Here is a 26,836-nt window from a genome sequence, read left to right on the forward strand (position 1 = left end):
CGGGGCCGGGAGGCTCAGCGGCCGGCGATGACCTCGGCGGCCGCCCGGCCGCAGACGCGGGCGGCGCCGTGGGTGGCGATGTGCAGGGCACCGCGAGGCTCCGACTCGTTCAGGCCCATCTCCACCACCACGGTGTCCGGGCGGGCCACGAGCAGGGCGTCCAGGGCCCCGGACATCCAGGGGTGCCGGTGGGCGTCGCGGACGACGGCGACCACGCGCCGCTCCCCCGCCGCGGCCAGGACGGCGTCCACCGGGTCCTCTGCACCGTACGAGCCGGTCTCGGTGCCCGGAAGCAGCCGTGCCAGCTCGGCGGCGATGCCCCACGGGGTCTCGTCGCCGACGGCGAAGTTGGCGACCGGGGTGAAGGAGGCCACGTAGGGCGCGCCGGTGACCGACATGTACGGGCTCCGGCCCGGCGTGATCCGCAGGGCCCTGCGGGCGGCGACGAGGCCCACGTCGGCGCCGGGCGCGGTCCCCTCCTGTGACGCCGCGCCCGGCCCCGATCCAGCCCCCCTGACCCGGTGCGCCTGGGTCCAGGCCGCCAGGGCGCGCACGCGCGCCGCGGCGTCGGCCAGCCGCTCCTCGGGCAGTTCACCGGTCCGTACCGCGGTCACCAGCGCGTCGCGCAGGCGCAGTACGGTGTCCTCGTCGGCCAGCCCGCCGCCGACGCAGATGGCGTCGGCGCCCGCGGCGATCGCGAGGACGGATCCGCGCTCGATGCCGTACGTCGACGAGATGGCCTGCATCTCCATGCCGTCGGTGACGATCAGGCCCTCGAAGCCCAGTTCCTGGCGCAGCAGACCGGTGAGGATCTGCGGGCTCAGGGTGGCCGGACGGTCGGGGTCGAGCGCGGAGAGCAGGATATGCGCGCTCATCACGGCTTTGGAACCCGCGGCGATGGCGGCGCGGAAAGGTACCAGCTCACGGACGTGCAGTGTGGCGAGGTCCACATCGATCCGGGGCAGCGCGTGGTGCGAATCCACGTTGGTGTCGCCGTGTCCGGGGAAGTGCTTCGTACAGGCGGCGACGCCCACCGACTGCAGGCCGTCGACGTAGGCCACGGTGTGCCGGGCGACCAGGTCGGGGTCGGCGCCGAAGGAGCGCACCCCGATGACCGGGTTGTCGGCGTTGGAGTTGACGTCGGCGGACGGCGCCCAGTTGAGGTCGACCCCGCACTCGGCGAGCCGGCGGCCGAGCTCGCGGGCGACGGCCCGGGTGAGCTCGACGTCGTCGACGCTGCCCAGGGCGTAGTTGCCGGGGAAGGAGGAGCCTTCCTTGACCTCCAGGCGCGTGACGTCGCCGCCCTCCTCGTCGATGGCGACGAGGACGTCGTCCCGTTCGGCGCGCAGTCGCGCGGTGAGCGCGGCCAGCTGGTCGGGGGCGACGATGTTGCGCCCGAAGAGGCCGACCGAGGAGAGCCCCTCGCCGATCCGGCGGAGCAGCCAGTCGGGGGCGGTGGTGCCGACGAAGCCCGGCTGGAGGACGGTGAGCGCGTCCCGGGTCAGGGTGTCCGTGCCGGTTACGAGAGTGGTCATGGGGCGGACGTCATCCCTTCACGGCGCCGGCCGTCAGACCCGCGGCCATCTTGCGCTGGACGAGGAGGAAGAGGATCACGATGGGGACGGCCATCATGGTCGAGCCGGCCATCATCGGGGCGTACTCGGTGCCGTTCTTGGTGATGAAGTTGGAGAGCCAGACGGTGGCCGTCTGGTTCTGCTGGCTCATCAGCATCAGGGCGTACAGGTACTCGTTCCAGGCCTGGATGAAGCCGTAGACCGAGGTGGCGACCATGCCCGGCGCGAGCAGCGGGAAGACGACCCGGATGAACGCGCCGGTGGGGGTGCAGCCGTCGACCTGGGCGGCCTCCTCCAGCTCCTTGGGGATGTTGACGATGAACCCGCGCAGCGTCCACACCGTGAAGGGAAGGATGAAGGTCAGGTAGGTGATGATCAGGCCGCTGAGCTTGTCGTACTGCCCGAGGTCGTTGAGCAGCAGGAAGACCGGGATGATCATCGCGACGAGCGGGACCATCTGGACGGCGAGGATGCCGACGATGACGATCTTGCGGCCGCGGAAGGCGAAGCGGGAGATGGCGAGGGCGGCGAGCAGGCCGACCGCGATGCCGATGACGACCACGACGGCCGAGACCACCAGGCTGCGGGTGACCGGTCCCCAGAAGTCCGCGATGTCCAGGGCGCGCTCGAAGTTCTCGAGGGTGAACGTGGACGGGAAGAAGTGCGGATCGGGGTCGATCGCGTCCTTGGCCGGCTTGAAGGCCGTGTTGAGCATCCAGTAGACCGGGAAGCCGGCCGTGACGAAGACGAGCAGCCCGAGCAGGTTCCAGCCCAGCTTGGACTTGCGCGGGCGGCGCGGGGCCGCGGGGGCCTTGACGGTGCTCATTCGACATCTCCGATCTTGAGCATCTGGCGCATGTAGACCGCCACGACGCCGAGCAGCAGCACGACCGTGACGAGCGCGATCGCGGAGCCGGTGCCGTAGTCGTTGACGACGAACGCCTTGTCGAACGAGTACGTCGTGAGCAGCTGGAACTCGGCCTCGGGGTGGCCGTTGCGCATCACGTAGACCTGCGGGAAGACACCCATGTCCCAGATCACCGAGAGCGTCGTCAGCATGACGATGATGGGCTTGAGGATGGGCAGGGTGACGTAGCGGAAGACGCCCCAGGCGCCGGCGCCGTCGAGGCGGGCGGCCTCTTCGAGCTCCTTGGGCACCTGGGTGAGGCCGGCGCTCAGGGTGATGACCACGAAGGGGACGGCGCCCCAGACCACCAGGAGCATGATCACGGCCAGGCCCTGGGGGCCGCTGGCGAACCAGTTGTGGCCGATCATGTCGACGCCGGGGAGGCGGCTGAGCAGCCAGTTGAGCACGCCGTAGTCGGCGTCGAAGAGCCACTTGAAGATGGCGGTGGCGACGATGATGGGCATGCCCCAGCTCGCCACGAGGACGATGTTGATCAGGAGCTTGACCCAGCCCGAGACGCGCTGGAGGAGCAGGGCGATCGCCATGCCGAGGACCATCGTGACGACCACGGCGCCGGCCGCGAAGAGCACGGTGCGCAGGACGACGGTCCAGAACTCGGCGTCGCCGAGGATGTTCGTGAAGTTGTCCAGGCCTGCCGACTCGGCCTCCTGGAAGCCCCAGAGCTGCGGCTGGCCGAACTTCTGGAACGAGAGGGTGACCAGGCGGACCAGCGGATAGCCGAGCACCAGCAGGAGCACGAGCAGGCATGGCGCGAGGAGCAGCCATGGGATCCCGGCCCCGCCTTTGGACTTCCCGCCGCGGGGGGCGGGCGTTCCGGCTCCGGAGCCGGACGGTGGCGATTGCCGCGCCGGCGGCACCTTCGCGGTGGTTGTGTCTGCGGCACTCATCCCGTGCTCCTCAGCGATCCCTCTCGTGGTACGGGCGGCGGGGCCCCGTCGTCGTGACGGGGCCCCGCCCATAGGTCACTTGGTGTTGATGACCTTGTCGATCGCGGCGTCGGCGTCCTTGGCCGCCTGCTCGACCGACTTCTTTCCGTTGGCGATCTCGATGAGCATCGTCTTGAGGGTCTGGGCCTTCTCGACCTGGCCCCAGCCGGGGGCGGTCGGGACGAACCAGCTGGACTCGGCCGCGGTCGCCGGGACCGTGGTGGCCGGGTCGTTCTTCAGCGGGGCGAGGTCCGCCTTGTTGTTCGGCAGGTTGCCCTTGGCGATGAGGCCCTTCTGGCCCTCGGCACCGGTGAAGGCGGCGATCCACTCGCCGGCCACGCCCTGCGCCTTGGACTTGACCGGGATGGCCAGGTCCGAGCCGCCGAGGAAGACGGGGAGGTTCTTGCCGGACGGGCCGGGCATCACGAAGTTCTCGAGCTTGTCCTTCAGCCCGCCGACCTTGTCGGACTTCGGGTCGGCGGCGGTGGCGCCCTCCCAGCCGGCGGCGAAGATCGTCGCGGACTTGCCCTGGCCGAAGACGACGGGACGGTCGGACTCGTCCTTCGTCTTGTCGCCGTGCATGTACTTGTCGACGATGTTCTTGTACTCGGTGAGGCCCTTGATGGACTCGGGCGAGGAGAGGTTCGCCTTCCAGGTCTCGCCGTCCTGCTTGGCGATGGAGCCGCCCGCCTCGTAGACGAAGGACATCGCGGCGTACCAGTCGGGCGACGGCTGGTACCAGGCGCTGAACTTGTCGCCCTTCTTCTTCTGGATGGCGTCGAGCGCGGCGGTCAGCTCGGCCCAGGTCTTCGGGGCGGCCTTGACGCCCGCCTCGGCGGCGATGTCCTTGCGCCAGGTGCCCACGCGGCCACCGGCGTAGTAGGGGACACCGTAGGTCTTGCCGTTGTAGGTGACGGAGTCCTTGAGGGCGTCGAGCCACTTGTCGGAGTTCTCGAACTTCGACGGGTCGACCTCGGCGAAGGCGCCCTTGGCCATGTAGCTGATCATCTCGGAGTTGCCCATCTCGACAACGTCCGGGGCCTTGTCGGTCGCGAGCACCGCGTCGAGCTTGGTGTTCTTGTCCGGCCAGCCGTAGTACTCGTGCTTGATCTTGATGCCGGGGTGCTTCTTGGTCACCGCGTCATCGGCGGCCTTCACCAGCTCGGGCCAGTTGTTCTGGGCGTCGACCGTCAGCCAGACGGTGAGCTCCTTGGCGTCGCCGCCGGCCTTCGCCCCGCCCTTGTCGTCGGAGCCACCACACGCGGCAATGCTGACCATCATGCCCGCGACGCCGATCGCCGCGATGAGCTTGCGCTTCACGCCACCCTCCTCAGGGATGCCTGCTCCCCCTCCCACGGCGCGAAGACGCGAAGTCATACGTCGAGTACTGCTGTGGGTCTGGGACCTGGTCTTTAATGGTGTAGACCAGTACCGGGAGCTTGGCCTAGACCTTTAGGGGTGTCAAGGGTGTATAAGAAGGGCAGTCGGGTCCGTTATCGGACCGACACCTGAGGGAGGGCGACGACCCGTGACCGGTCCGTGCCACCATGTGAGCCGCGACAGACGGAGGAGCCGGTGACGGCAGCAGCACAGGAGTCGGGAAGGCAGGCCATGGCCACGGACGCGGGCAGCACGGAGACAGAGGGTGGCGCGGCCACCCGTACCGCGCGCGTGCCCAAGTACTACCGACTGAAGCGGCATTTGCTCGACATGACGGAGACCCTGCCGCCCGGCACCCCGGTCCCGCCCGAGCGCACCCTCGCCGCCGAGTTCGACACCTCGCGCACCACCGTGCGCCAGGCCCTGCAGGAGCTGGTGGTCGAGGGCCGCCTGGAGCGCATCCAGGGCAAGGGCACCTTCGTGGCCAAGCCCAAGGTCTCCCAGGCCCTGCAGCTCACCTCGTACACCGAGGACATGCGGGCCCAGGGCCTGGAGCCCACCTCGCAGCTGCTCGACATCGGGTACGTCACCGCCGACGACACCCTCGCCGGACTGCTCGACATCTCCGCCGGCGGCCGGGTGCTGCGGATCGAGCGCCTGCGCCTGGCGAGCGGCGAGCCGATGGCCATCGAGACCACCCACCTGTCCGCCAAGCGCTTCCCCGCGCTGCGGCGCTCCCTGGTGAAGTACACCTCCCTCTACACCGCGCTCGCCGAGGTGTACGACGTGCGGCTGGCCGAGGCCGAGGAAACCATCGAGACCTCGCTGGCGACCCCGCGCGAGGCGGGCCTGCTCGGCACGGACGTGGGCCTGCCGATGCTCATGCTCTCCCGGCACTCCTTCGACGAGCAGGGCGAGCCCGTCGAGTGGGTGCGCTCGGTCTACCGCGGCGACCGCTACAAGTTCGTGGCCCGCCTGCAGCGTCCCAACGGCTGACGCGTTCTTGACACTCCGATCCGTTATACGGACAGGGGTTCCTAACAGCGGGACCGTCCCCTAGATTTCCCCGTCATCACGAGGTGATCAGTGAGGGGACGGTTTCGCCATGTCAGAAGCGACACAAGGGAAACAACCGGTCATCACACCGGTGAGGGTGGTCATCGCGCTCTGCCTCTTCGCGCCGTTCGTCGCGATGCTCTGGGTGAGCTCGTACGCGAAGGTGGACCCGATCCTGATCGGCATCCCCTTCTTCTACTGGTACCAGATGCTGTGGGTGGTGGTCTCCACCGTGCTCACCATGATCGCGTACCAGCTGTGGCAGCGCGACCAGCGCGCCCGCAAGGGGGGTGACGCGCGATGAACGACGGCGTGAACGGCGTCGCGCTCGGCGTCTTCGTCTTCTTCTTCCTGGCCGTCACGGTCATGGGCTTCCTGGCCGCGCGCTGGCGCAAGGCCGAGAACGAGCACAGCCTCGACGAATGGGGCCTGGGCGGCCGGTCGTTCGGCACCTGGATCACCTGGTTCCTGCTCGGCGGCGACCTCTACACGGCGTACACCTTCGTCGCCGTCCCGGCGGCCATCTACGCGGCGGGCGCGGCCGGCTTCTTCGCGGTGCCGTACACCATCCTGGTCTACCCGCTGATCTTCACCTTCCTGCCCCGCCTGTGGTCGGTCTCCCACAAGCACGGCTACGTCACCACCTCCGACTTCGTCCGCGGCCGGTTCGGCTCCAAGGGCCTGTCGCTGGCAGTCGCCGTCACCGGCATCCTCGCCACCATGCCCTACATCGCGCTCCAGCTCGTCGGCATCCAGGCCGTCCTGGACGTGATGGGCGTCGGCGGCGGCGAGGACACCAACTGGTTCGTCAAGGACCTGCCGCTGCTCATCGCCTTCGGCGTGCTGGCCGCGTACACCTACTCGTCGGGTCTGCGCGCGCCCGCGCTCATCGCGTTCGTCAAGGACACGCTGATCTACATCGTCATCGCGGTGGCGATCATCTACATCCCGATCAAGCTGGGCGGCTTCGACGAGATCTTCGGCAAGGCGGCCGAGGCGTACCAGACCGTCAACCCGGCCACCGGCAAGCCCAAGGGCGCGCTCGTGCCCGGTGACGCGGGCCAGTGGACCTACGCCACGCTCGCGCTCGGTTCGGCGCTCGCGCTGTTCATGTACCCGCACTCGATCACCGCGACGCTCTCCTCCAAGAGCCGCGAGGTGATCCGCCGCAACACCACCATCCTGCCGCTGTACTCGCTGATGCTGGGCCTGCTGGCGCTGCTGGGCTTCATGGCCATCGCGGCCGGCGTGAAGGTCAAGAACGGCCAGCTCGCCATCCCGCAGCTCTTCGAGAACATGTTCCCGGCCTGGTTCGCGGGTGTGGCCTTCGCCGCGATCGGCATCGGCGCGCTGGTGCCCGCCGCGATCATGTCGATCGCCGCGGCGAACCTCTTCACGCGCAACATCTACAAGGACTTCATCAAGCCGGACGCGACCCCCGCGCAGGAGACCAAGGTCTCCAAGCTGGTCTCGCTCCTGGTGAAGGTCGGCGCCCTGGTCTTCGTCCTCACCATGGACAAGACGGTCGCCATCAACTTCCAGCTGCTCGGCGGCATCTGGATCCTGCAGACCTTCCCGGCCCTGGTCGGCGGTCTGTTCACCCGCTGGATGCACCGCTGGGCGCTGCTCGCCGGCTGGGCGGTCGGCATGGTCTACGGCACGGCCGCCGCCTACGGGGTCGCGAGCCCCACCCAGAAGCACTTCGGCGGCTCGTCAGCCGAGATCCCGGGCATCGGCGAGATCGGCTACATCGGTCTCACCGCCTTCGTCCTCAACGTCCTCGTCACGGTCGTCCTGACCTTCGTCCTGCGGGCCGTCGGCACGCCGGACGGCGTCGACGAGACCTCCCCCGAGGACTACACCGCCGACGCCGGCGACGCGGGTGTCACCACCGACCTGCCGAAGGTCGGCGCCGGGCACTGAGTCCACCGCACCTCCGACGGCCGCCGGGTCCCCCGCCAGGGGTCCCGGCGGCCGTGTGTTGCGGGCCTGCGAAGTCCGGCGGACCCGGGGCGCGCGGGAGGCGCCCCGCGCGGGACACTGCGGGGCATGGATTTCATGATCAGAGAAGTGCGGCCGGAGGAGTACGGGACCCTCGGCGAGCTCACGGCCCGGGCCTACCTCGACGACGGGCACCTGCTGCGCGGTGAGGACGACTGGTACTTCGGCCACCTGCGGAACGTCGCCGGGCGGGCCGAGGTGGCCGACGTGCTCGTTGCCGTGGACGAGGGCGGCACCGTCCTGGGCGGTGTGACCTTCGTCCCGGCCCCCGGGGTGATGGGCGACCGCGCCAAGGCCGGCGAGACCGAGATCCGGATGCTGGCGGTCGGCCCCGCCGCCCGTGGCCGCGGTGTCGGCGAGGCGCTCGTCCGGGCCTGTGTGGAACGCGCACGGGCCGTCCCGGGCTGCGAGCGGATCGTGCTGTCCACCCAGACCGAGATGCGCGCCGCGCACCGGATCTACGAGCGACTGGGCTTCCACCGCGCCCCGGAACGGGACTGGGCGCCCATCCCCGACAAGCCCGAATTCGTACTGCTCTGCTACGCCCTGGAGTTGTAGCGGGACGCACGACACACAACATGTGGGGGGTGCCACGAGAGGCGCCCCCCACATGTATGCTCATCCTCGCTGTCGCCGCAGGGGAATCCGGTGGAAATCCGGAACTGTCCCGCAACGGTGTGCTTTTGCGTATTTCACGCACGGGCAAGTCCGAGGACCTGCCGACAGTACGCCCGGTCCGTCCGTTCCGGGTGCCACAGACGTCCGGGCCTCGCGGAGTGGGCCGGTGGACGCGGCGCCGCCCTGCGTACGGCCGCCCGTTCCCGCCTCCCGTCCTGGCCCCGAGCCGAGCGAGGGAGAGCCCCCACGTGACCATCGCGCCCGCCGATCCGGCCGCAGCGATCGAGAACGACGGCCCCGGGACCGTACTCCTGCGGACCCTGACCGATCTCACCGCCGACCTCCCGGACACCGACCCCGGCAAGGTCGCCGCCGCCGCCCTGCGCGGCCGGCACCCCGGATCGGACGAGGCGGAGCTGCGCGAGCTGGCCACCGAGGCCGCCGCCGGCCTGATCGCCGAGGACCCGGCCTACTCCCGGCTCGCCGCCCGGCTCCTGACGCTCGCCATCGCCGAAGAGGCGGCCGGCCAGGGCGCGGTCTCCTTCTCCGCCTCCGTCGCCGTCGGTCACCGCGAGGGCCTGATCGCCGACCGCACCGCCGGCTTCGTCGCCCTGCACGCCGCCCGGCTCGACGCGACGATCGACCCGGCCGCCGACGACCGCTTCGGCTACTTCGGCCTGCGCACCCTCTACTCGCGCTACCTGCTGCGCCACCCGATCACCCGCAAGGTGATCGAGACCCCGCAGCACTTCATGCTCCGGGTCGCCGCCGGCCTCGCCGAGGACGAGTCCGCCCGCGCCCTGGACGAAGTGGCGGCGCTGTACGGGCTGATGAGCCGGCTCGACTACCTGCCGTCCTCCCCCACCCTGTTCAACTCCGGCACCCGGCACCCGCAGATGTCGTCCTGCTACCTGCTCGACTCCCCGCAGGACGAGCTGGACTCCATCTACGACCGCTACCACCAGGTCGCGCGCCTGTCGAAGCACGCGGGCGGCATCGGCCTGTCCTACTCCCGGATCCGTGCCCGCGGTTCGCTGATCCGCGGCACCAACGGGCACTCCAACGGCATCGTGCCGTTCCTGAAGACCCTCGACGCCTCCGTCGCCGCCGTGAACCAGGGCGGCCGCCGCAAGGGCGCCGCCGCGGTCTACCTGGAGACCTGGCACGCGGACATCGAGGAGTTCCTGGAGCTCCGCGACAACACCGGTGAGGACGCCCGCCGCACCCACAACCTCAACCTGGCGCACTGGATCCCGGACGAGTTCATGCGCCGGGTCAACGCGGACGCCGAGTGGTCGCTGTTCTCCCCGGCCGACGTGCCCGAGCTGGTCGACCTGTACGGCGAGGAGTTCGACGCCGCCTACCGCGCCGCCGAGGCCAAGGGCCTGGCGAAGAAGAGCATGCCGGCCCGCGACCTCTACGGCCGGATGATGCGCACCCTCGCGCAGACCGGCAACGGCTGGATGACCTTCAAGGACGCCTCCAACCGCACCGCGAACCAGACGGCCGAGCCCGGCACGGTCGTCCACTCCTCGAACCTGTGCACCGAGATCATCGAGGTCACCAACGACGGCGAGACGGCCGTCTGCAACCTCGGCTCGGTCAACCTGGGCGCCTTCGTGGTCGGTTCGGACCTGGACTGGGAGCGGCTCGACGAGACCGTCCGCACCGCCGTCACCTTCCTCGACCGGGTCGTCGACATCAACTTCTACCCGACCGAGCAGGCCGGCCGGTCCAACGCCCGCTGGCGCCCGGTGGGCCTGGGCGCGATGGGCCTCCAGGACGTCTTCTTCAAGCTGAAGCTGCCCTTCGACTCCGCCGAGGCCCGGGCGCTGTCCACCCGGATCGCCGAGCGGATCATGCTCGCCGCGTACGAGGCCTCCGCCGACCTCGCCGAGCGCAGCGGCCCGCTGCCGGCCTGGGAGCAGACCCGCACCGCCCGCGGTGTGCTGCACCCCGACCACTACGACGTCGAACTGAACTGGCCCGAGCGCTGGGCCGCGCTGCGCGAGCGGATCGCGGCCGTCGGCATGCGCAACAGCCTGCTGCTCGCCATCGCCCCGACCGCGACGATCGCCTCGATCGCCGGCGTGTACGAGTGCATCGAGCCGCAGGTCTCCAACCTGTTCAAGCGCGAGACGCTGTCGGGTGAGTTCCTCCAGGTCAACTCCTACCTGGTCGACGAGCTCAAGCAGCTCGGCGTGTGGGACGCGCAGACCCGTGAGGCGCTGCGCGACGCCAACGGCTCGGTGGCCGGCTTCGGCTGGGTCCCGGCCGAGGTGCGCGAGCTGTACCGCACGGCCTGGGAGATCCCGCAGCGCGGTCTGATCGACATGGCGGCGGCCCGTACCCCGTTCCTGGACCAGTCGCAGTCGCTGAACCTGTTCATGGAGACGCCGACCATCGGCAAGCTGTCGTCGATGTACGCGTACGCCTGGAAGCAGGGCCTGAAGACCACGTACTACCTGCGCTCGCGCCCGGCGACCCGGATCGCCCGCGCCGCCCAGGCCAGCACCATCCCCGTCCAGCAGGCGGCGCCCGACGCCGACGCCGTCGCCTGCTCCCTTGAGAACCCCGAGTCCTGCGAGGCCTGCCAGTAATGTCCCCTTCCGCCGAAAAGAACCTGCTGGACCCGGGCTTCGAACTGACCCTGCGTCCGATGCGCTACCCGGACTTCTACGAGCGCTACCGCGACGCGATCAAGAACACCTGGACCGTGGAGGAGGTCGACCTCCACTCGGACGTCGCCGACCTCGCCAAGCTCACCCCGGGCGAGCAGCACATGATCGGCCGCCTGGTCGCCTTCTTCGCGACCGGCGACTCGATCGTGGCGAACAACCTGGTCCTGACGCTGTACAAGCACATCAACTCCCCGGAGGCGCGCCTGTACCTGTCGCGCCAGCTCTTCGAGGAGGCCGTGCACGTCCAGTTCTACCTGACGCTGCTCGACACCTACCTGCCCGACCCGGACGACCGCGCCGCCGCGTTCGCCGCCGTCGAGAACATCCCCTCCATCCGCGAGAAGGCGCAGTTCTGCTTCACGTGGATGGACTCGGTCGAGAAGATCGAGCGGCTGGAGACCCAGGCCGACCGCCGTCGCTTCCTGCTGAACCTGATCTGCTTCGCCGCGTGCATCGAGGGCCTGTTCTTCTACGGTGCCTTCGCCTACGTGTACTGGTTCCGCTCGCGCGGTCTGCTGCACGGCCTGGCCACCGGCACCAACTGGGTGTTCCGCGACGAGACGATGCACATGAACTTCGCCTTCGAGGTCGTGGACACCGTCCGCAAGGAGGAGCCCGAGCTCTTCGACGACGCGCTCCAGCAGCAGGTCACCGACATGCTGAAGGAGGCCGTCGAGGCGGAGCTCCAGTTCGGCCGTGACCTGTGCGGCGACGGCCTGCCGGGCATGAACACCGAGTCCATGCGCGAGTACCTCCAGTGCGTCGCCGACCAGCGCCTGACCCGCCTGGGCTTCGCCCCGGTGTACGGCTCGGAGAACCCGTTCGCGTTCATGGAGCTCCAGGGCGTCCAGGAGCTGACCAACTTCTTCGAGCGCCGTCCGTCCGCCTACCAGGTGGCGGTCGAGGGCTCGGTGGACCTGGACGAGGACTTCTAGCCTCGAAGGTCCGTCAGGTACGCCGAAGGGCCCCGCTCCACGGGGGGAGCGGGGCCCTTCGGCGTACCTGCGAGGGCGGTCAGTCGTTCGCGACGACCGGGTAGCGCGGGGTGCCCTCGGCCATCTGGCGCAGGGCGTCCTTGCGGTCGCGCTTCGACAGCTTGTCGATGTAGAGGAAGCCGTAGAGGTGGTCCGTCTCGTGCTGCAGGCAGCGGGCGAAGTAGCCGGTGCCGCGCACCTTGATCGGGTTGCCCTGGGAGTCCTGGCCGTGCACCTCGGCGTAGTCCGGGCGAGCCAGCTCGGCGTAGGCGGTCGGCACCGACAGGCAGCCCTCGTTGGACTCGTCCAGGACGCGGAGCTCGGCCGGCAGCTCCTGGAGGACCGGGTTGACCACATGGCCGACGTGCCGGACGCCCTCGTCGTCCATGCAGTCGTAGACGAAGACCTTCTGGTCCACACCGATCTGGTTCGCGGCCAGGCCGACGCCCTCGGCGGTCTTCTGGCTGGCGAACATGTCGTCGATCAGCTGCGCCAGCTCGTCGCCGAACGCGGTGACGTCCTTGCACTCCCGGTGCAGCACGGGGTTGCCGACGACCGTGATGGGCCGCGAGGTGCCCCGCTCGCGGTGGGCGAGCTCACGCGCCTCGCAGTCCTCCGTGTCCACGACGAAGCCGTCGTTGATCTGCTCGTCCGTCTCCTGCTGCGCCATGTCCGGCCGCGCCCTTCTGAAAACCCGATTCCGTCAGTGGACAGCCTACGGGCCCGGACGCACCTGATCAGCAGACCTCTTCGAGATCACGCCACTCCCGGCTGTCCGGGCTGTCCGCCACCCAGCCGTCGAGGAGGCCGCGGACCAGACCCGCGGGGGCGGCGATGCCGCACTCGCGCTCCGGGACCCACAGCTCGCCGGGCGAGCGGTGGCCGAGCGGGCCGGGGTGGCCGGGCTCGCTGTGGTCGTGCGGGTCCAGGTGCTCGCCCTCGCCCTCGGCGCTGGGCATGGTCGACTCGGAGCAGGCCCGGCAGAGCAGCCGTACGGAGGACGACCAGTCCTCGGCGGCGAAGCCCGCGTCGGCGGCGAGCTGCTCCAGGGCGTCCCGGTCGGCCTCGGTGGCGGCCTCCAGGAGGACCACCCAGGTGGGCACCGGCGAGGGGGCCCACAGCTCGATCTCGTCGAAGACCGGGTACGAGGGGCCGGCGCTGGTCGTGCGCTCGCCGTTCGGCACGCCGTCGTGCAGGACGACCTCGCCCCAGCGGCGGCCGGAGGACGGCAGCGGGATGGACAGCACCTCGATGCGGGCCGGGTCCAGGCGGCGGCCCCACACGACCTCGGCCTCGCCCTCCGGGGAGAGCCGCACGGCGGCGCTGCCCAGCTCCATGCCGGCCGGCTCACCGGTGCCGGCGGCGGCCCCGGGGACCTTGAGCCCGTAGGCCTGCCAGGCGCGGCGGGCCAGCGGCCAGTCCTGCAGGGCGGTGGCCGCGATGCCCACGTTCCACCAGTCGGGGGCGCCGGTCTCCTTGTCGAGCAGCGCGACGGCGCGCAGCCCGGCGGCCCGGGCCTGTTCCCAGTCGTGCCGGAACTTGTGCAGCAGGGCCAGGTTGAACCAGGACTCGGAGAGCCAGGGCTCCAGGTCCGCCGCGCGCGTGAGCAGCGCGCCCGCGTCCTCGTACCGGCCGTCGCCGATCAGCGTGAACGCGCGGTCGGTGGCCTGCCGCCACGAGGCGGAGGGCCGATGCCGTACCTTCCCGAAGATCCTCACGATTCCCGCCTGCCGGTCGCTTCACCCTCTTGTTCGCATCCAACCATGCCCGGTCGGACGCGCGCTCATTACCCATGGGTTACCCCGGCGGAACGGGGACGACGCCCCTCTTGACACCTCCGCGCGCGAGAACCCTGGCGAGGGATTCGACCACGTCGGGGTGGTAGTCGCGGGCGGTGCCGAGCCGCAGCCGTTCCAAGGCGCCGAGGCCGCCGCCCGCGCTGCCGGCCGCGAGGTCGTCGTAGGCGTTGACGGCACGGACGATCCTGGCGGGCAGCGGCTGCTCGCGGTACGGGTCGGCCTGCCGCTCGACGACCACGGCGACGGCCTCCGGGACGCCGGTCTGGCGCACCACGGCGCCGCCGAGCAGGGCGATCCTGCGCTGTTCCTCGGCCGGCAGGGGGGCCGTGGCGCCGCCGTCCACGGGATCGACCAGGGAGAGCTGTCCGATGTCGTGCATGAGCGCCGCGTATTCGAGGACGGTCAGATCGGAGCCGGACAGGCCGAGCTCCCGGCCCACGGCCCGGCTGAGCGCGGCGACCCGATGGGCGTGGCCGGGCGGGGTGCAGCCGGCGATCTCGGTGGCCCGGGCGAGCGAGGCGATGGTCTGCCGGCTGGTGGTGCGCACGGCCGCGTAGCGCCGGAAGGAGACCTGGGCGAGCAGCAGCGGTACGGCGAAGACGGGCAGCGCCCACAGGCCGGCGACGGCGACGCCGAGCGCCATGACGGTGCCGGTGGCGCAGACGGCGGAGCCGATGCCGAGCAGGGCGCGCAGTTCGTCGCGGAGCAGCGGGCCGTAGGGGTGGCCGGTGCGGGCGCGGTGCAGCAGGGCGGCGAGGACGGCGTCGCACAGGGCGGTGAGCAGGAGCAGCAGGAGCAGGAAGAGGGCGAAGGAGGGGCCCTGGCCGAGGTGGGCGGTGAGGGTGCCCGCGTTGTAGAGGGGCTGGAAGCACAGGGCGGCGAAGCCGACCGTGAGGGTCCGCCGGGCCAGGTGGTCGGGGTCGGGGCCACGGCCGCGGGCCACGTGGGGCACGATCCCGGCGAGGCCGGCCGCGACGACGACGGCGACGGTCTGGAGGACACCGTGGGTGGTGGCCTGTCCGGCGTTCTGCCCCAGCAGGGCGTACGCGAGGGCCCCCGCGGCGGCCAGCGGGGCCGGCTCCCTCTCCCCGGGCTGGGCGCCCCGGCGGGCGAGCTCGCCGAGGGCGATGAGGACGCCGAAGGCGAGGGCGCTGCCTGGTTCGTCCACGCCCTGCCAGAGGGTGGCGCCGAGGCCGGCGAAGGTGAGCAGCAGCGCGGCCCCGTGGACGGCGGCGACGGTGGCGCGGCCGGCGCGGCCGGGCCTCACGCGGGCTCCTGGAGGGGTGCCGTGGGCTGAGCCCCGTGGGGGGTGCCGGGTTCCGGGACTTCTGCGGGGGCGGGGGTGTGCGGGCCCTCGTCGCGTGGCGTCGGGACCGCGGGCTCGTCGGCGGTGACCTCGGTCTGCCATCCGTGCCGCTGCAGGGCGCGGGCGAGGGCGTCGACCATGCGCGGGTCGAACTGGGTACCGGCGCACCGCGCCAGTTCGGCGAGGGCCGTCCCGACCGGGCGGGCCCTGCTGTACGAGCGCGTGGAGGTCATGGCGTCGAAGGCGTCCGCGACGGCGACCACGCGCGCGTACTCGGGGATCTGGTGGCCCTTGAGGCCGTACGGATAGCCGCTGCCGTCCATACGTTCGTGGTGGTGCAGGATCGCCGTGCGGGCCTCGCCGAGGAAGCCGATGCCGCGGACCATCTCGTGTCCGTACTCGGGGTGGAGCTCGATGATCCGGCGCTCCTGCGGGGTGAGCGGGCCGTCCTTGCGCAGCACCCGGGTCGGCACGCCCAGCTTGCCGACGTCGTGGAGGATGCCGGCGAACCGGACGACCTCCAGGCGCGGCTCGTCCATGCCGAGCTCGCCGGCGATCAGGACGGAGGCGTGGCCGACGCGTTCGCTGTGGCCCCGGGTGTAGCGGTCCTTGATGTCGACGGCCTGGACGAGGGCCCGGATGGTGGCCTGGTGGGCGGCGCGTTCGCGGTGGTACTGGGCGAAGCTCCAGCAGGAGATGTACATGGGCAGCAGGACGAACAGGGCGGCGACCGGCCCGTAGCTGCTGCGCCAGAGCACGGCCATCATCAGTCCGGCCAGGCCGTGCACGGCGTGCGGGGCGAGGGCCCGGCCGAGCAGGCCGCGCCATGCGGTGCGTGCCGGGAACTGTTCGGCGGTGGCGCGGATGCCGCCGTCGAGGGCGGTCAGGACCAGGCAGAAGGTGAGCGCGGTGGCCCCGGCCGGCAGCAGGACGTACGGGAAGTCGGGGATCTCGGGCCCGAGTCCGAGGGCGCCCGGGCAGCGGAGGAACTGCCCGACCTGGGCGGCGGCCCAGACGGCGAGGGCGAGCTGGGCGGCCCGCCAGGTCCGGCGCAGGACGAAGGGCGGTCGGTCGACGCGGGCGAGGACGGCGCCGGGCACGGCGGCGAGCGCGGCGGCCGACGGCGGCAGCAGCAGCGCGGCGGCGAGCAGGACGGGGAAGAAGGAGCCGGCGCCCGGGGACACGGAGGCCGACCCCGGGCCGCCGCGGAACGCCCGGCCGATGAGCCGGCAGCGGGCGGGCAGTTCGCACACCGCGTAGAGCGCGGCGAGCAGCAGCGCGGCCGGCCAGGGGGTGGCGGCGCCGGGGCGTAACGCGGGCAGACCGACCGCGGCGGCGGCGAGCAGGGCACAGCCGACGTACACCCGCGCCGCCCGGGGAACGGCCCGGGGCGGCCGGGCGGGCTTCCACCGCGGAATGACCTTCGCGCCCATCACGCCTGTCACGCTAGCGATTCGGCGCTCCGGCGAAGGGCGGCCGGGACCGATTCGCACCATCGGGTGATACAAGCCGATCAGCCGACGGACACACCGGGACCGGCTCGCGGTCGGGTACGCCGAAGGCCGGGCGAGGTGCTCACCCGGCCTTCGGCACGCGTGCGGCTACTGCTCCTGCGAGGTCACCGGGGCGGTCGTGGCGTCCTGCTCGGGGAGCAGGTGCCCCTCGCGGATCAGCTCGATCCGGCCCATCACCTTGGCACGGAGGTCGATCGGCACGTCGTCACTGCCGCAGCAGCGCTTGACCAGCTTCTTGACCGCCTGCTCCAGGCCGTACTTCTCCAGGCAGGGGGAGCACTCCTCGAAGTGCACCTCGAACTTGGTGCATTCACCGTCGGGCATCTCTCGGTCGAGGAACTCGTAGAGATGGTCCAGGACCTCTGAGCAGTCCGTCTCGTGCGGCTCTCCGCAGCTCATGAGCCCGAGCCTTTCAGATCGTGCGTCGACTCTCCGGCGCCCGCGGGAACCAGCCCGCGCTCACGGGCGTAGTCCTCGAGCATGCCGCGCAGCTGGCGGCGGCCCCGGTGCAGCCGGGACATCACCGTACCGATGGGTGTCCCCATGATGTCCGCGATCTCCTTGTACGCAAAGCCCTCTACGTCGGCGAGATAGACGGCGATGCGGAACTCCTCGGGGATCGCCTGCAGCGCTTCCTTCACGTCGGAGTCCGGAAGGTGGTCGAGAGCCTGCGACTCGGCGGACCGCAGCCCGGTCGACATGTGCGACTCGGCTCGGGCGAGCTGCCAGTCCTCGATCTCCTCGGCAGCGGAGCGCTGGGGCTCGCGCTGCTTCTTGCGGTACGAGTTGATGAAGGTGTTCGTGAGGATGCGGTACAGCCACGCCTTCAGGTTCGTGCCCTCGCGGAACTGGTGGAAGGATCCGTACGCCTTCGCGTAGGTCTCCTGCACCAGGTCCTCGGCGTCCGCGGGATTGCGCGTCATGCGCAGCGCGGCCGAGTACATCTGGTCGAGGTAGCCGAGGGCGTCCCGCTCGAAGCGCGCGTTGCGCTCCTCGGTCGTCTCCTCGGGGCCGTCGTCGGTCCCTGTGTCGGTCCCAGTGACCGGACCCACCTCCTCCAGCGCTTCGGCGAATCCGAACGCGGACCCGCTCGCTTCGGAGGATAGACGAGGAACCGCTTCGCCCGCCGCCCGAACAGGGGCGACCCGAGCCTGCGGCAGCACCGTCCAGTCCAGCTCCGCGGCCTGCGGGCGCTCGCGGCACATGGTCGAACCCATACGACGGACTCCCTCTTCCTTGCTCTTCACACCGATGTCCGTCACAACAGCCGCCCCCTGCTCCGCATTCCCGGAGCGACCGCGCGGTCACCGAAGTGACGCGACCCACCCCGACACCTCGCGGACGATCACGTCCAGCGCCTCTTCCTGGGTGAGGGGCGCGCGCTTGGGCACGGCGAAGCCGTGGTCGCCGTACGGCACCTCGGCGAGGGTGTACGGACCCGAGGGGAACTCGGCGGGCCTCCCGAAGGGGTCGTTGCCGCCCTGCACGACGAGAGTGGGGACGCCGGCGGCCAGCAGTTCGTCACCTCGGGACTTCTCCGGCCTGCCCGGAGGGTGCAGCGGGAAGCTCAGGGCCAGCACGGCGCTCGCGCCGAGCTCGGCGGCGGTGCGGCAGGCGACCCGCGCGCCCGCGCTGCGCCCGCCGGCGATCACCGGGAGGCCGGGGGCGGCGAGCGCGGGCCACAGTCCGCGCCAGCCGGTGTCCAGGGTCTTCGGCGCGGGGGCCACCTTCTTGCCGGCCACCCGCCAGGGCTGCTCGACCAGGGCCACGGTCACCCCCTCGGAGGGCAGCGCGGCCGCGAGGGCCTGGAGGTCGCGGGCCTCGACACCCCCGCCGGCGCCGTGGCTCACGGCGAGCACGGTCCACGGCTTCTTCGCCGCGACCCAGGTGATCCGGGCGTCCCCGGCGTCGGTCGGAACGGTCTCGCTCTTCGTCACGCTCCCATCCTGCACCGCCGGACCCCGGAGGAGGGGCCAGGAAACGGCGCCCGGAGCACGGGCCAGGAAACGGCGCCCGGAGGACGGGCCAGGGAACGGCCCTCAGAAGAGCGTCCCCTCCTCCGGGCCGTCCAGCTCCCTCAGCAGCTCGGGCCCGTTGTTCCGGACGTTGCTGACCGCCGTCGACACCGGGTAGGCCCGCATCAGGCCCTGCGGCGGCGGGGCGAGCAGCGGGCGCAGCTCGTCGGGTCCGGTGCGGGCCGGGTCGAGCCAGGCGTCCCAGCGGTCCGGGGTCAGCATCAGCGGCATGCGGGGGTGGATGTCGGCGAGCGCCCGGGGGCCCTCGGCGGGGGCGACGCCCAGCGGCCCGGACTCCGCCTCCGTGGTGACCACCGAGCAGGTCACCCACCAGGCCTGCGGGTGGTCGTCGGGCAGGGTCCGGTCCCGCCAGAACTCGTACAGGCCGGCCATGGCGAAGACCGAGCCGTCGGCGGGGGTCACGAAGTACGGCTGCTTGCGGGGCCGCTTCTTCTTCCCCTCGACCTCCAGTTCCCGCTCGTCGGCGCCGGTCACCCACTCGTAATAGCCGTCGGCGGGCACGATGCAGCGGCGGGCCGCGAAGGCCTTCCTGAAGGAGGGCTTCTCGTGCAGGGTCTCGGACCTGGCGTTGATCATCCGGGCGGCGCCCTCCGGGCTCTTCGCCCAGGACGGCACCAGACCCCACTTCAGGGTGCGCATCTGGCGAACCGGCCGGCGCGATTCCGCGTCTTTCAGAGGACGCTCCAGGATCACGTGCACCTCCTTGGTGGGGGCCACGTTCCAGTCGGGGGCCAGGGTCTCCTCCGGCTCCCACTTCTCGACCTCGAAGACGTCCACGAGGTCCTCGGGCCGCCGACTCGCTGCATACCGTCCGCACATGAGTGCCACACTGCCAGGTCCCGTCCCCCGACCGAGGAGCCGTCCGAACAATGACCGAAGTCCTCGGCACCCAGCCGGCCCCCGCGGAGTGGATCGTGATCGCCACGGCGGTCGCCGCCCTGGTCGCCGTCGCGCCCCGCTCCCTGTGGCGCCTGTCCCGGAACGCGATCACCATCGCGCACGAGGGCGGCCACGGGCTGGTCGCGCTCGTCACCGGCCGGCGGCTCCAGTCCATCCGGCTGCACTCGGACACCAGCGGGCTCACCGTCTCGCGCGGCCGTCCCACCGGTCTCGGCATGATCCTCACGGCCGCCGCCGGCTACACCGCCGCCCCGCTGCTCGGCCTCGGCGGCGCGGCGCTGCTCTCCGCGCACCGGATCACGCTGCTGCTCTGGCTGGCCACGGCCCTGCTCGTGGCGATGCTGGTGATGGTCCGCAACGCGTACGGGATCTTCACCGTCCTGCTCACCGGCGCGCTGTTCCTCCTGGTGTCCTGGCTGACCTCTCCGGACGTCCAGTCCGTCTTCGCGTACGCGGCCGTCTGGTTCCTGCTGCTCGGCGGGGTGCGGCCGGCCTTCGAGCTGCAGGCCAAGCGGCGGCACGGGGAGGCCGGGGACTCCGACGCGGACCAGCTCGGCCGGCTCACCCACGTGCCGCCCCCGCTGTGGCTGTTCTTCTTCCACGCGGTCTCGATCTGCTCCCTGATCGGCGGCGGACGCTGGCTGCTCGGCCTGTAGCGGGCGTGTAGCGGGCCCCCCGTACCCCCGTAAAGTGAGGGCATGACCGAAAGCTCCGCGCCGATCGATCCGCTCACCGGCCTCTGGCCCGCCCCGTACGCGGGCGGCGCCGTCGACGCCACCGTCACCGTGCCCGGATCGAAGTCGGTCACCAACCGGGCGCTCGTGCTCGCCGCCCTCGCCGCCGAACCCGGCTGGGTCCGCCGGCCGCTGCGCTCGCGCGACACCCTGCTGATGGCGGAGGCGCTGCGCACCCTCGGCGTGAAGATCGAGGAGGGCGTGGGCCCGGACGGCACGGGCGAGGCCTGGCGGGTCCTCCCGGCGGGGCTCCGCGGCCCCGCGACCGTGGACGTCGGCAACGCCGGCACGGTCATGCGCTTCCTGCCGCCGGTCGCGGCCCTGGCCGACGGCCCGGTCCGCTTCGACGGCGACCCGCGCTCGCACGAGCGCCCGCTGCACGGCGTGATCGACGCGCTGCGCGCGCTCGGCGCCCGGATCGACGACGACGGGCGCGGCGCGCTGCCGATGACCGTGCACGGCGCCGGCGGCCTCCAGGGCGGTGTCGTGGAGATCGACGCCTCCTCGTCCTCCCAGTTCGTGAGCGCCCTGCTGCTCTCCGGCCCGCGCTTCAACCAGGGCGTCGAGGTGCGGCACGTCGGCGACCGGCTGCCCTCGCTCCCGCACATCCGGATGACGGTCGACATGCTGCGGGCGGTGGGCGCCCAGGTCGACGAGCCGGAGCACGGCGGTCGGCCCGACGTGTGGCGGGTGGCGCCCTCCGCGCTGCTCGGCCGCGACCTGGTGGTGGAGCCGGACCTGTCGAACGCCCAGCCCTTCCTGGCCGCGGCCCTGGTCACCGGCGGCCGGGTCACCGTGCCGGACTGGCCGGAGCGGACCACCCAGCCGGGTGACGCGCTGCGGGAGATCTTCACCGCGATGGGTGGCTCCTGCGAGCTGACCGAGCGCGGTCTGACCTTCACCGGCTCGGGCCGGATCCACGGCATCGACATCGACCTGGGCGAGGTCGGCGAGCTGACCCCGGGCATCGCGGCCGTCGCGGCCCTCGCCGACTCCCCCTCCACCCTGCGCGGCGTGGCCCACCTGCGGCTCCACGAGACCGACCGGCTCGCCGCTCTCACCCGGGAGATCAACGGGCTCGGCGGCGACGTCACGGAGACCGAGGACGGGCTGCACATCCGCCCGCGCCCGCTGCGCGGCGGGGTCTTCCACACGTACCACGACCACCGGATGGCGACCGCGGGCGCGCTGCTCGGCCTCGCCGTGAAGGGCGTGGAGATCGAGAACGTGAAGACGACCGAGAAGACCTTGCCCGACTTCCCGAGGATGTGGACCGAAATGCTCGGAGCCTGAGCCATGCGGCACTACGGCAAGCGCACCGACGAGGACGACATCCGCCAGCGGCCCAACCGCAAGGGCAACCGTCCCCGGACGAACATCCGCCCCAAGCACGAGGACGCCGTCGAGGGCATGGTCCTCACCGTCGACCGTGGCCGGCTGACCTGCCTGGTCGACGAGCGGGTCATCGTCGCCATGAAGGCCCGCGAGCTGGGCCGCAAGGCCGCCGTGGTCGGCGACCGGGTCTCCCTGGTGGGCGACCTGTCCGGCGAGAAGGACACCCTCGCGCGGATCGTGCGGATCAGTGAGCGCAGCTCGGTGCTGCGCCGTACGGCCGACGACGACGATCCCTACGAGCGGGTGGTCGTCGCCAACGCCGACCAGCTGGCGATCGTCACCGCGCTCGCCGACCCCGAGCCGCGCCCGCGCCTGATCGACCGCTGCCTGGTGGCGGCCTACGACGGTGGGCTCGACCCCTTCCTGGTGCTGACGAAGTCGGACCTGGCGCCGCCGGAGAAGATCCTTGAGCTCTACGGAGACCTGGACATCCCGTACGTCGTCGTCAACCGCGAGGAGCTGTACGACGGCGGGGCTGCGGACCGGGTGCGGGAGCACCTGGGCGACCGGGTGACCGCCTTCGTGGGGCATTCCGGTGTGGGCAAGACGACCCTGGTGAACGCGCTGGTGCCGGAAGAGCGGCGAAGGATCACCGGCCATGTGAACGCGGTGACCGGCCGCGGCCGGCACACCACGACCTCGGCGCTCGCCCTGCCGCTGGCCAAGGCCGACGGCTGGGTCATCGACACGCCGGGCGTGCGCTCGTTCGGACTGCACCACGTCGACCCGTCCCGGGTCATCCACGCCTTCCCCGATCTGGAGCCGGGTACGGAGAACTGCCCGCGGGCCTGCTCGCACGACGAGACGGACTGCGCGCTCGACGCCTGGGTCGAGGAGGGGCACGCGGATCAGGCGCGGCTGTACTCGCTGCGGCGGCTGCTCGCCACGCGGGAGCGGCGCGAGGGCGACTGACGGCACCTCACCCGTGTCGCTCGCGTTTGCGGGCGCGGACTCTTGGTAAGTGCATAATCGCACCAAGTGAGACTGAGCAGTCACGGACGGCGTGGGAGGCACTGACGATGGCGTGGCTGCTGGTGGTGGTCGCCGGGCTCCTCGAAACGGGCTTCGCGGTGTGCCTCAAGCTCTCGCACGGTTTCACGCGCCTGTGGCCGACGGTGGCGTTCGCCTGCTTCGCGCTCGGCAGCTTCGGCCTGCTCACCCTCGCCCTGCGCAAGCTGGACGTCGGTCCGGCCTACGCGGTGTGGACCGGGATCGGGGCGGCGGGGACGGCGATCTACGGCATGGTGTTCCTCGACGACGTGGTGTCGACCCTCAAGATCGTCTCGATCACGCTGGTGATCGTGGGCGTCATCGGCCTCCAGCTGTCCGGCTCCGCGCACTGAGCCATCGCCTGCGCCGAGGCCACGACGTACGAGAGGGCGAGCCGCAGCGCCAGTTCGCAGGAGCGGACGGCGCCCTCGGGTTCCTCCGCGAGCAGCGCCGCCGCCCGGTCCCTGGCCTGCACCAGCAGCTCCGCCGGTGACGGCACCCCTGCGTCGGCGCGCCGCTGCTCGGGCACGGCGGCGTCGCGGGCCCCGGCGCGCGCGGGTCGCGGGGCGGGCAGCCGCTCGCCCCAGGCGCCGGTGAGCAGGGCGCGGAGCACGGGCCGGGCGGCGGCCGTGGCGACGGTCCACTCGGCGACGGCGACCAGGCGACGGCCGGGCGGCCCCGGCTCGGCCAGAACGGTCTCGACGCCCCGCAGATAGCGGTCGGCCTCGCGCCGCACCAGGGCGCGGGCCAGGCCCTCCTTGCTGCCGAACTCGTTGTAGAGGGTCTGCCGGGAGACCCGCGCGGCGGCGGCGACGTCCACCATCCGCACGGCGGACCAGGGCAGCGAGCCGAGGGCCGCGAGGGCCGTGTCGAGCAGCGCCTCTCGGGCGGTCGGCGCCCTCGGCGGCTTACGGGCAGTCGGCATCGTCGCCTCCCGGCCAGGTTGGTTCTGCGCACAGCGTTGACGCGCGACCACGCACTGTCAAGGCCCGCCGCCGGACGATCCCTGTCCGAGGGATAGAGTTTCGACCATGGCCGAATACCACGACGATCTGCGTCTCGCCCATGTCCTCGCGGATGCCGCGGACGCGGCCACGATGGACCGGTTCCAGGCACTCGACCTGAAGGTCGAGACGAAGCCCGACATGACCCCGGTCAGCGAGGCCGACCGGGCCGCCGAGGAGCTGATCCGGAGCCAGCTGCAGCGCGCCAGGCCCCGGGACGCGATCCTCGGCGAGGAGTACGGAGTCGAGGGCACCGGACCCCGCCGTTGGGTGATCGACCCGATCGACGGCACCAAGAACTACGTCCGCGGGGTGCCCGTGTGGGCGACCCTGATCGCGCTGATGGAGGCCGGCGAGACCGGTTTCCAGCCGGTCGTCGGCGTGGTGTCGGCCCCAGCGATCGGCCGCCGGTGGTGGGCGGCGAAGGGCCTCGGCGCCTACACCGGCCGCAGCCTGGCCTCGGCGACCCGCATCGGGGTGTCGAAGGTCGGACGCCTGGAGGACGCCTCGTTCGCGTACTCCAGCATCACCGGCTGGGAGGAGCGCGGCCGGCTCGACGGCTTCCTCGACCTCGGCCGCGCGGTCTGGCGGACCCGGGCGTACGGTGACTTCTGGCCGTACATGATGGTCGCCGAGGGCTCGGTGGACGTCTGCGCCGAGCCGGAGCTGTCCCTGTGGGACATGGCGGCCACGGCGATCGTGGTCCAGGAGGCCGGCGGCACCTTCACGGGCCTCGACGGCCGGCACGGCCCGCACAGCGGGAACGCGGCGGCGTCGAACGGCCTGCTGCACGGCGAGCTGCTCAGCTACCTGGGCGGCTGAGCGGCCCCCACTCCCCCGCGGAGGGGCAACCGGGCGTCGGCCCGGCTGCCCCCACCGCCGGCCTCCCCGTCGCCTTTCCTCGGTCCGGCTTGCGCCGGGCCGTCCGGGTCGGCGGCGGGCAGACGAGGAACACCCGCTCGCCGCACGCGTGTGCACCACCGCGCACCACGCGCGCCCCCTTGTTGGGGGTGCGTCCTGGTGTCACTCTGAGACTCCCCCTACTTGTGAACTTGTGAAAGAGTTCTCTAACAGGAGGTGGTCCCCTTCATGCTCGTCCGTGACGCCATGAGCACGATGGTCCTCACCATCGGCCCGGCCCATACCCTCCGCCAGGCGGCCCGCCTGATGTCGGCGCGCCGCGTCGGCGCGGCGATCGTCCTCGACACCGACACCAGCGGACTCGGCATCCTGACCGAGCGCGACATCCTCAACGCCATCGGCAGCGACCGGAACCCCGACCACGAGACCGCCGACGCCCACACCACCCGCGACGTCGTCTTCGCCGCGCCGACCTGGACGTTGGAGGAGGCCGCGGACGCGATGACCCGCGGCGGATTCCGCCACCTGGTGGTCCTCGACGACCACGGACCGGTGGGCATCGTGTCCGTCCGCGACATCATCCGCTGCTGGACACCGGCCCGCCTGGCCGCCTGACCCCGGACGGAGGGCGTGCGAGAGGGCCGGACTCCCGTACGGATACGGGAAGTCCGGCCCTCTTCTCCCTACGGCAGGCGGATCTCAGCCACGCAGGGCCTGGACCGCGGCGTCGAGCCGCTTGCCGAAGTCCTCGTCCGCGTTGCGGAAGTTGCCGATGGCGCGCTCGGCGATGTCGTCACGGGAGACCTTGGCGATGAAGCCGGCCAGGTTCTCGACCAGACGGCCCTTCTCGTCCTCGGACATCAGGCGGTAGAGGTCCCCCGCCTGCGTGAAGTCGTCGTCCTCGGCGTGCGCGGGCGCCGCGTGGTCGCCGGTGACCCCGGTGACCGGGAGCGGCTGCCACAGCGGGCGGCCGGTCTGCTGCGGGCCGCCGAAGCTGTTCGGCTCGTAGTTCTTCGCGCCCCCGTGGCGCCCGTCGTAGAGGAATCCGTCGCGGGAGTTCGTCCGCGCCTCGGTGGCGTGCGGGCGGTTCACCGGCAGGTGGTCGGCGTTGATGCCGACGCGGTAGCGGTGCGCGTCGCCGTAGGCGAAGAGACGGCCCTGGAGCATCTTGTCCGGGGACGGGCCGATGCCGGGCACGAAGTGCGCCGGGCTGAAGATCGACTGCTCGACCTCGGCGAAGACGTTCTGCGGGTTGCGGTTGAGCTCCAGCTTGCCGATCTCGATCGGCGGGTAGTCCGCGTGCGGCCACACCTTGGTGAGGTCGAAGGGGTTGAGGCGGTAGGCGGCCGCGTCGGCCGCCGGCATGATCTGGACCTGAACGGTCCAGGTCGGGAAGTCGCCGCGCTCGATCGACTCGCGCAGGTCGCGCTGGTGGCTGTCCGGGTCCTCGCCGGCCAGCCGGTTGGCCTCGGCCTGGGTGAGGTTCTTGATCCCCTGGTCGGTCTTGAAGTGGTACTTGACCCAGAAGACCTCGCCGGCCTCGTTGTTCCACTGGTAGGTGTGCGAGCCGTAGCCGTTCATGTGGCGGTACGAGGCGGGGATGCCGCGGTCGCCGAAGAGCCAGGTCACCTGGTGGGTGGACTCGGGGCTCAGGCCCCAGAAGTCCCAGACGTTGTCCGCCTCCTGCGAGCCCGTGTACGGGTCCCGCTTCTGGGTGTGGATGAAGTCGGGGAACTTGATGGCGTCCTTGATGAAGAAGACGGGCGTGTTGTTGCCGACGAGGTCGTAGTTGCCCTCCTCGGTGTAGAACTTCAGCGCCCAGCCCCGCGGGTCGCGCACGGCGTCGGCGGCACCGAGGTTGCCCGCGACGGTGGAGAAGCGCAGGAACGTCTCGGTCTGCTTGCCGACCTCGGAGAGGAACGCGGCACGGGTGTAGGGCGTGACGTCGGCGGTCACCGTGAAGGTGCCGTAGGCGCCGGCGCCGCGGGCGTGCACCACGCGCTCCGGGATGCGCTCACGGTTGAAGTGGGCCAGCTTCTCCAGGAGCAGCTGGTCCTGGACGAGGACCGGGCCGCCGACGCCCGCCGTCTCGCTGTTCTGGTTGTCCGCGACCGGCGCGCCGGCCTCCGTGGTGAGCGGTCCCTGCGTCATGTGCGCCT

26 protein-coding genes and 1 riboswitch are annotated in these 26,836 nt (G+C 71.5%); of the genes, 12 read left to right on the forward strand and 14 right to left on the reverse strand.

Features of this window, described 5'->3' with window-relative positions; all coding sequences use genetic code 11:
• Positions 1-14: 14 nt before the first annotated feature.
• From AB0M16_RS04015 to AB0M16_RS04030, 4 genes are all read right to left on the reverse strand, one after another.
• Entirely contained in the window at positions 15-1,535 is a 1,521-nt protein-coding gene (locus AB0M16_RS04015) for a glycoside hydrolase family 3 N-terminal domain-containing protein (protein WP_365338445.1), read from the reverse strand.
• A gap of 10 nt (positions 1,536-1,545) precedes the next feature.
• On the reverse strand, positions 1,546-2,400 hold the full coding sequence (locus tag AB0M16_RS04020; protein WP_365338447.1) for a carbohydrate ABC transporter permease: 855 nt from the start codon (positions 2,398-2,400) through the stop codon (positions 1,546-1,548).
• A complete protein-coding gene (locus AB0M16_RS04025; RefSeq protein WP_365338449.1) occupies positions 2,397-3,389 on the reverse strand; it encodes a sugar ABC transporter permease in 993 nt (330 codons plus the stop codon). The genes AB0M16_RS04020 and AB0M16_RS04025 overlap by 4 nt, the downstream gene beginning before the upstream one ends.
• Positions 3,390-3,464: 75 nt before the next feature.
• Positions 3,465-4,748, reverse strand: coding sequence for an extracellular solute-binding protein (locus tag AB0M16_RS04030; RefSeq protein WP_365338451.1), 1,284 nt, complete (start codon positions 4,746-4,748; stop codon positions 3,465-3,467).
• Positions 4,749-5,039: 291 nt separating this feature from the next.
• On the opposite strand from AB0M16_RS04030, the gene AB0M16_RS04035 reads away from it, so the two are divergent.
• The 6 genes from AB0M16_RS04035 to AB0M16_RS04060 all read left to right on the forward strand — a co-directional run bounded on the left by AB0M16_RS04035 (position 5,040) and on the right by AB0M16_RS04060 (position 12,099).
• Positions 5,040-5,804 (forward strand): GntR family transcriptional regulator, encoded by a 765-nt coding sequence (locus tag AB0M16_RS04035; protein WP_365338744.1) that lies wholly within the window; start codon positions 5,040-5,042, stop codon positions 5,802-5,804.
• Between the two features lie 109 nt (positions 5,805-5,913).
• Positions 5,914-6,168, forward strand: a complete 255-nt coding sequence (locus AB0M16_RS04040) for a DUF3311 domain-containing protein (protein ID WP_365338453.1) — start codon at positions 5,914-5,916, stop codon at positions 6,166-6,168.
• Positions 6,165-7,787 (forward strand): monocarboxylate uptake permease MctP, encoded by a 1,623-nt coding sequence (gene mctP, locus AB0M16_RS04045; RefSeq protein ID WP_365338455.1) that lies wholly within the window; start codon positions 6,165-6,167, stop codon positions 7,785-7,787. The genes AB0M16_RS04040 and mctP overlap by 4 nt, the downstream gene beginning before the upstream one ends.
• A 126-nt stretch (positions 7,788-7,913) precedes the next feature.
• Positions 7,914-8,423, forward strand: a complete 510-nt coding sequence (locus AB0M16_RS04050) for a GNAT family N-acetyltransferase (RefSeq protein ID WP_365338457.1) — start codon at positions 7,914-7,916, stop codon at positions 8,421-8,423.
• An 81-nt stretch (positions 8,424-8,504) separates the two neighbouring features.
• Positions 8,505-8,582, forward strand: a riboswitch (cobalamin riboswitch).
• A 149-nt stretch (positions 8,583-8,731) separates the two neighbouring features.
• Positions 8,732-11,083, forward strand: coding sequence for a ribonucleoside-diphosphate reductase subunit alpha (locus tag AB0M16_RS04055; protein WP_365338459.1), 2,352 nt, complete (start codon positions 8,732-8,734; stop codon positions 11,081-11,083).
• Positions 11,083-12,099 carry a ribonucleotide-diphosphate reductase subunit beta gene (locus tag AB0M16_RS04060; protein WP_365338461.1) on the forward strand — a complete coding sequence of 339 codons (1,017 nt, stop codon included), beginning with the start codon at positions 11,083-11,085 and terminating at the stop codon, positions 12,097-12,099. Before AB0M16_RS04055 ends, AB0M16_RS04060 begins: the two co-directional genes overlap by 1 nt.
• Positions 12,100-12,178: 79 nt before the next feature.
• On the opposite strand, the gene def is transcribed toward AB0M16_RS04060, so the two are convergent.
• The 8 genes from def to AB0M16_RS04100 all read right to left on the reverse strand — a co-directional run bounded on the left by def (position 12,179) and on the right by AB0M16_RS04100 (position 19,612).
• Positions 12,179-12,808, reverse strand: coding sequence for a peptide deformylase (gene def / locus AB0M16_RS04065; RefSeq protein WP_365338463.1), 630 nt, complete (start codon positions 12,806-12,808; stop codon positions 12,179-12,181).
• A gap of 67 nt (positions 12,809-12,875) precedes the next feature.
• Positions 12,876-13,856, reverse strand: a complete 981-nt coding sequence (locus tag AB0M16_RS04070; RefSeq protein ID WP_046907347.1) for a tetratricopeptide repeat domain-containing protein — start codon at positions 13,854-13,856, stop codon at positions 12,876-12,878.
• Between the two features lie 79 nt (positions 13,857-13,935).
• The gene (locus AB0M16_RS04075; RefSeq protein ID WP_365338466.1) at positions 13,936-15,204 is read right to left on the reverse strand and encodes an HD domain-containing protein; all 1,269 of its coding nucleotides are present in this window, start codon (positions 15,202-15,204) and stop codon (positions 13,936-13,938) included.
• The gene (locus AB0M16_RS04080) at positions 15,201-16,676 is read right to left on the reverse strand and encodes an HD-GYP domain-containing protein (protein WP_365338746.1); all 1,476 of its coding nucleotides are present in this window, start codon (positions 16,674-16,676) and stop codon (positions 15,201-15,203) included. The genes AB0M16_RS04075 and AB0M16_RS04080 overlap by 4 nt, the downstream gene beginning before the upstream one ends.
• A 168-nt stretch (positions 16,677-16,844) precedes the next feature.
• On the reverse strand, positions 16,845-17,156 hold the full coding sequence (gene rsrA, locus AB0M16_RS04085) for a mycothiol system anti-sigma-R factor (RefSeq protein ID WP_365338468.1): 312 nt from the start codon (positions 17,154-17,156) through the stop codon (positions 16,845-16,847).
• Positions 17,153-17,809 carry a sigma-70 family RNA polymerase sigma factor gene (locus AB0M16_RS04090; RefSeq protein ID WP_345485741.1) on the reverse strand — a complete coding sequence of 219 codons (657 nt, stop codon included), beginning with the start codon at positions 17,807-17,809 and terminating at the stop codon, positions 17,153-17,155. The genes rsrA and AB0M16_RS04090 overlap by 4 nt, the downstream gene beginning before the upstream one ends.
• A gap of 252 nt (positions 17,810-18,061) precedes the next feature.
• Positions 18,062-18,694 (reverse strand): alpha/beta family hydrolase, encoded by a 633-nt coding sequence (locus AB0M16_RS04095; protein ID WP_365338470.1) that lies wholly within the window; start codon positions 18,692-18,694, stop codon positions 18,062-18,064.
• 102 nt (positions 18,695-18,796) lie between these two features.
• Entirely contained in the window at positions 18,797-19,612 is an 816-nt protein-coding gene (locus AB0M16_RS04100; protein ID WP_365338472.1) for an SOS response-associated peptidase, read from the reverse strand.
• A 50-nt stretch (positions 19,613-19,662) separates the two neighbouring features.
• Between AB0M16_RS04100 and AB0M16_RS04105 the strand changes: the two genes are divergently transcribed.
• The 4 genes from AB0M16_RS04105 to AB0M16_RS04120 all read left to right on the forward strand — a co-directional run bounded on the left by AB0M16_RS04105 (position 19,663) and on the right by AB0M16_RS04120 (position 23,165).
• Complete coding sequence (locus AB0M16_RS04105; protein ID WP_365338474.1) at positions 19,663-20,349, forward strand: M50 family metallopeptidase; 687 nt, start codon at positions 19,663-19,665, stop codon at positions 20,347-20,349.
• A gap of 42 nt (positions 20,350-20,391) precedes the next feature.
• On the forward strand, positions 20,392-21,720 hold the full coding sequence (aroA, locus tag AB0M16_RS04110) for a 3-phosphoshikimate 1-carboxyvinyltransferase (RefSeq protein ID WP_365338476.1): 1,329 nt from the start codon (positions 20,392-20,394) through the stop codon (positions 21,718-21,720).
• A 3-nt stretch (positions 21,721-21,723) separates the two neighbouring features.
• Positions 21,724-22,734 (forward strand): ribosome small subunit-dependent GTPase A, encoded by a 1,011-nt coding sequence (gene rsgA, locus AB0M16_RS04115; RefSeq protein WP_365338478.1) that lies wholly within the window; start codon positions 21,724-21,726, stop codon positions 22,732-22,734.
• A 107-nt stretch (positions 22,735-22,841) separates the two neighbouring features.
• A complete protein-coding gene (locus tag AB0M16_RS04120) occupies positions 22,842-23,165 on the forward strand; it encodes a multidrug efflux SMR transporter (protein WP_365338480.1) in 324 nt (107 codons plus the stop codon).
• On the opposite strand, the gene AB0M16_RS04125 is transcribed toward AB0M16_RS04120, so the two are convergent.
• The gene (locus tag AB0M16_RS04125) at positions 23,057-23,737 is read right to left on the reverse strand and encodes a TetR/AcrR family transcriptional regulator (RefSeq protein WP_365338482.1); all 681 of its coding nucleotides are present in this window, start codon (positions 23,735-23,737) and stop codon (positions 23,057-23,059) included. The two genes, AB0M16_RS04120 and AB0M16_RS04125, sit on opposite strands and share 109 nt — an antisense overlap.
• 106 nt (positions 23,738-23,843) lie before the next feature.
• Between AB0M16_RS04125 and hisN the strand changes: the two genes are divergently transcribed.
• Together hisN and AB0M16_RS04135 are read left to right on the forward strand one after the other, a co-directional pair.
• On the forward strand, positions 23,844-24,638 hold the full coding sequence (gene hisN / locus AB0M16_RS04130) for a histidinol-phosphatase (protein ID WP_365338484.1): 795 nt from the start codon (positions 23,844-23,846) through the stop codon (positions 24,636-24,638).
• 267 nt (positions 24,639-24,905) lie between these two features.
• A complete protein-coding gene (locus AB0M16_RS04135) occupies positions 24,906-25,292 on the forward strand; it encodes a CBS domain-containing protein (RefSeq protein ID WP_365338486.1) in 387 nt (128 codons plus the stop codon).
• Between the two features lie 84 nt (positions 25,293-25,376).
• Here AB0M16_RS04135 and AB0M16_RS04140 read toward each other — a convergent pair whose 3' ends face one another.
• Positions 25,377-26,828 (reverse strand): catalase, encoded by a 1,452-nt coding sequence (locus AB0M16_RS04140; RefSeq protein WP_365338488.1) that lies wholly within the window; start codon positions 26,826-26,828, stop codon positions 25,377-25,379.
• Between the last annotated feature and the right edge of the window lie 8 nt (positions 26,829-26,836).

This window comes from Streptomyces sp. NPDC051921 (genome assembly GCF_040680975.1).
In the GTDB taxonomy this organism is placed as follows: domain Bacteria; phylum Actinomycetota; class Actinomycetes; order Streptomycetales; family Streptomycetaceae; genus Streptomyces.

Coding starts and splice junctions, on each gene's coding strand:
- AB0M16_RS04135 (WP_365338486.1), top strand. CDS start 24,906: ATGCTCGTCCGTGACGCCATGAGCACGATGGTCCTCACCATCGGCCCG.
- AB0M16_RS04060 (WP_365338461.1), top strand. CDS start 11,083: ATGTCCCCTTCCGCCGAAAAGAACCTGCTGGACCCGGGCTTCGAACTG.
- def (WP_365338463.1), bottom strand. CDS start 12,808: ATGGCGCAGCAGGAGACGGACGAGCAGATCAACGACGGCTTCGTCGTG.
- AB0M16_RS04020 (WP_365338447.1), bottom strand. CDS start 2,400: ATGAGCACCGTCAAGGCCCCCGCGGCCCCGCGCCGCCCGCGCAAGTCC.
- AB0M16_RS04025 (WP_365338449.1), bottom strand. CDS start 3,389: ATGAGTGCCGCAGACACAACCACCGCGAAGGTGCCGCCGGCGCGGCAA.
- AB0M16_RS04040 (WP_365338453.1), top strand. CDS start 5,914: ATGTCAGAAGCGACACAAGGGAAACAACCGGTCATCACACCGGTGAGG.
- AB0M16_RS04100 (WP_365338472.1), bottom strand. CDS start 19,612: ATGTGCGGACGGTATGCAGCGAGTCGGCGGCCCGAGGACCTCGTGGAC.
- aroA (WP_365338476.1), top strand. CDS start 20,392: ATGACCGAAAGCTCCGCGCCGATCGATCCGCTCACCGGCCTCTGGCCC.
- mctP (WP_365338455.1), top strand. CDS start 6,165: ATGAACGACGGCGTGAACGGCGTCGCGCTCGGCGTCTTCGTCTTCTTC.
- AB0M16_RS04120 (WP_365338480.1), top strand. CDS start 22,842: ATGGCGTGGCTGCTGGTGGTGGTCGCCGGGCTCCTCGAAACGGGCTTC.
- AB0M16_RS04050 (WP_365338457.1), top strand. CDS start 7,914: ATGGATTTCATGATCAGAGAAGTGCGGCCGGAGGAGTACGGGACCCTC.
- AB0M16_RS04125 (WP_365338482.1), bottom strand. CDS start 23,737: ATGCCGACTGCCCGTAAGCCGCCGAGGGCGCCGACCGCCCGAGAGGCG.
- AB0M16_RS04105 (WP_365338474.1), top strand. CDS start 19,663: ATGACCGAAGTCCTCGGCACCCAGCCGGCCCCCGCGGAGTGGATCGTG.
- rsrA (WP_365338468.1), bottom strand. CDS start 17,156: ATGAGCTGCGGAGAGCCGCACGAGACGGACTGCTCAGAGGTCCTGGAC.
- AB0M16_RS04080 (WP_365338746.1), bottom strand. CDS start 16,676: ATGGGCGCGAAGGTCATTCCGCGGTGGAAGCCCGCCCGGCCGCCCCGG.
- hisN (WP_365338484.1), top strand. CDS start 23,844: ATGGCCGAATACCACGACGATCTGCGTCTCGCCCATGTCCTCGCGGAT.
- AB0M16_RS04035 (WP_365338744.1), top strand. CDS start 5,040: ATGGCCACGGACGCGGGCAGCACGGAGACAGAGGGTGGCGCGGCCACC.
- rsgA (WP_365338478.1), top strand. CDS start 21,724: ATGCGGCACTACGGCAAGCGCACCGACGAGGACGACATCCGCCAGCGG.
- AB0M16_RS04015 (WP_365338445.1), bottom strand. CDS start 1,535: ATGACCACTCTCGTAACCGGCACGGACACCCTGACCCGGGACGCGCTC.
- AB0M16_RS04140 (WP_365338488.1), bottom strand. CDS start 26,828: ATGACGCAGGGACCGCTCACCACGGAGGCCGGCGCGCCGGTCGCGGAC.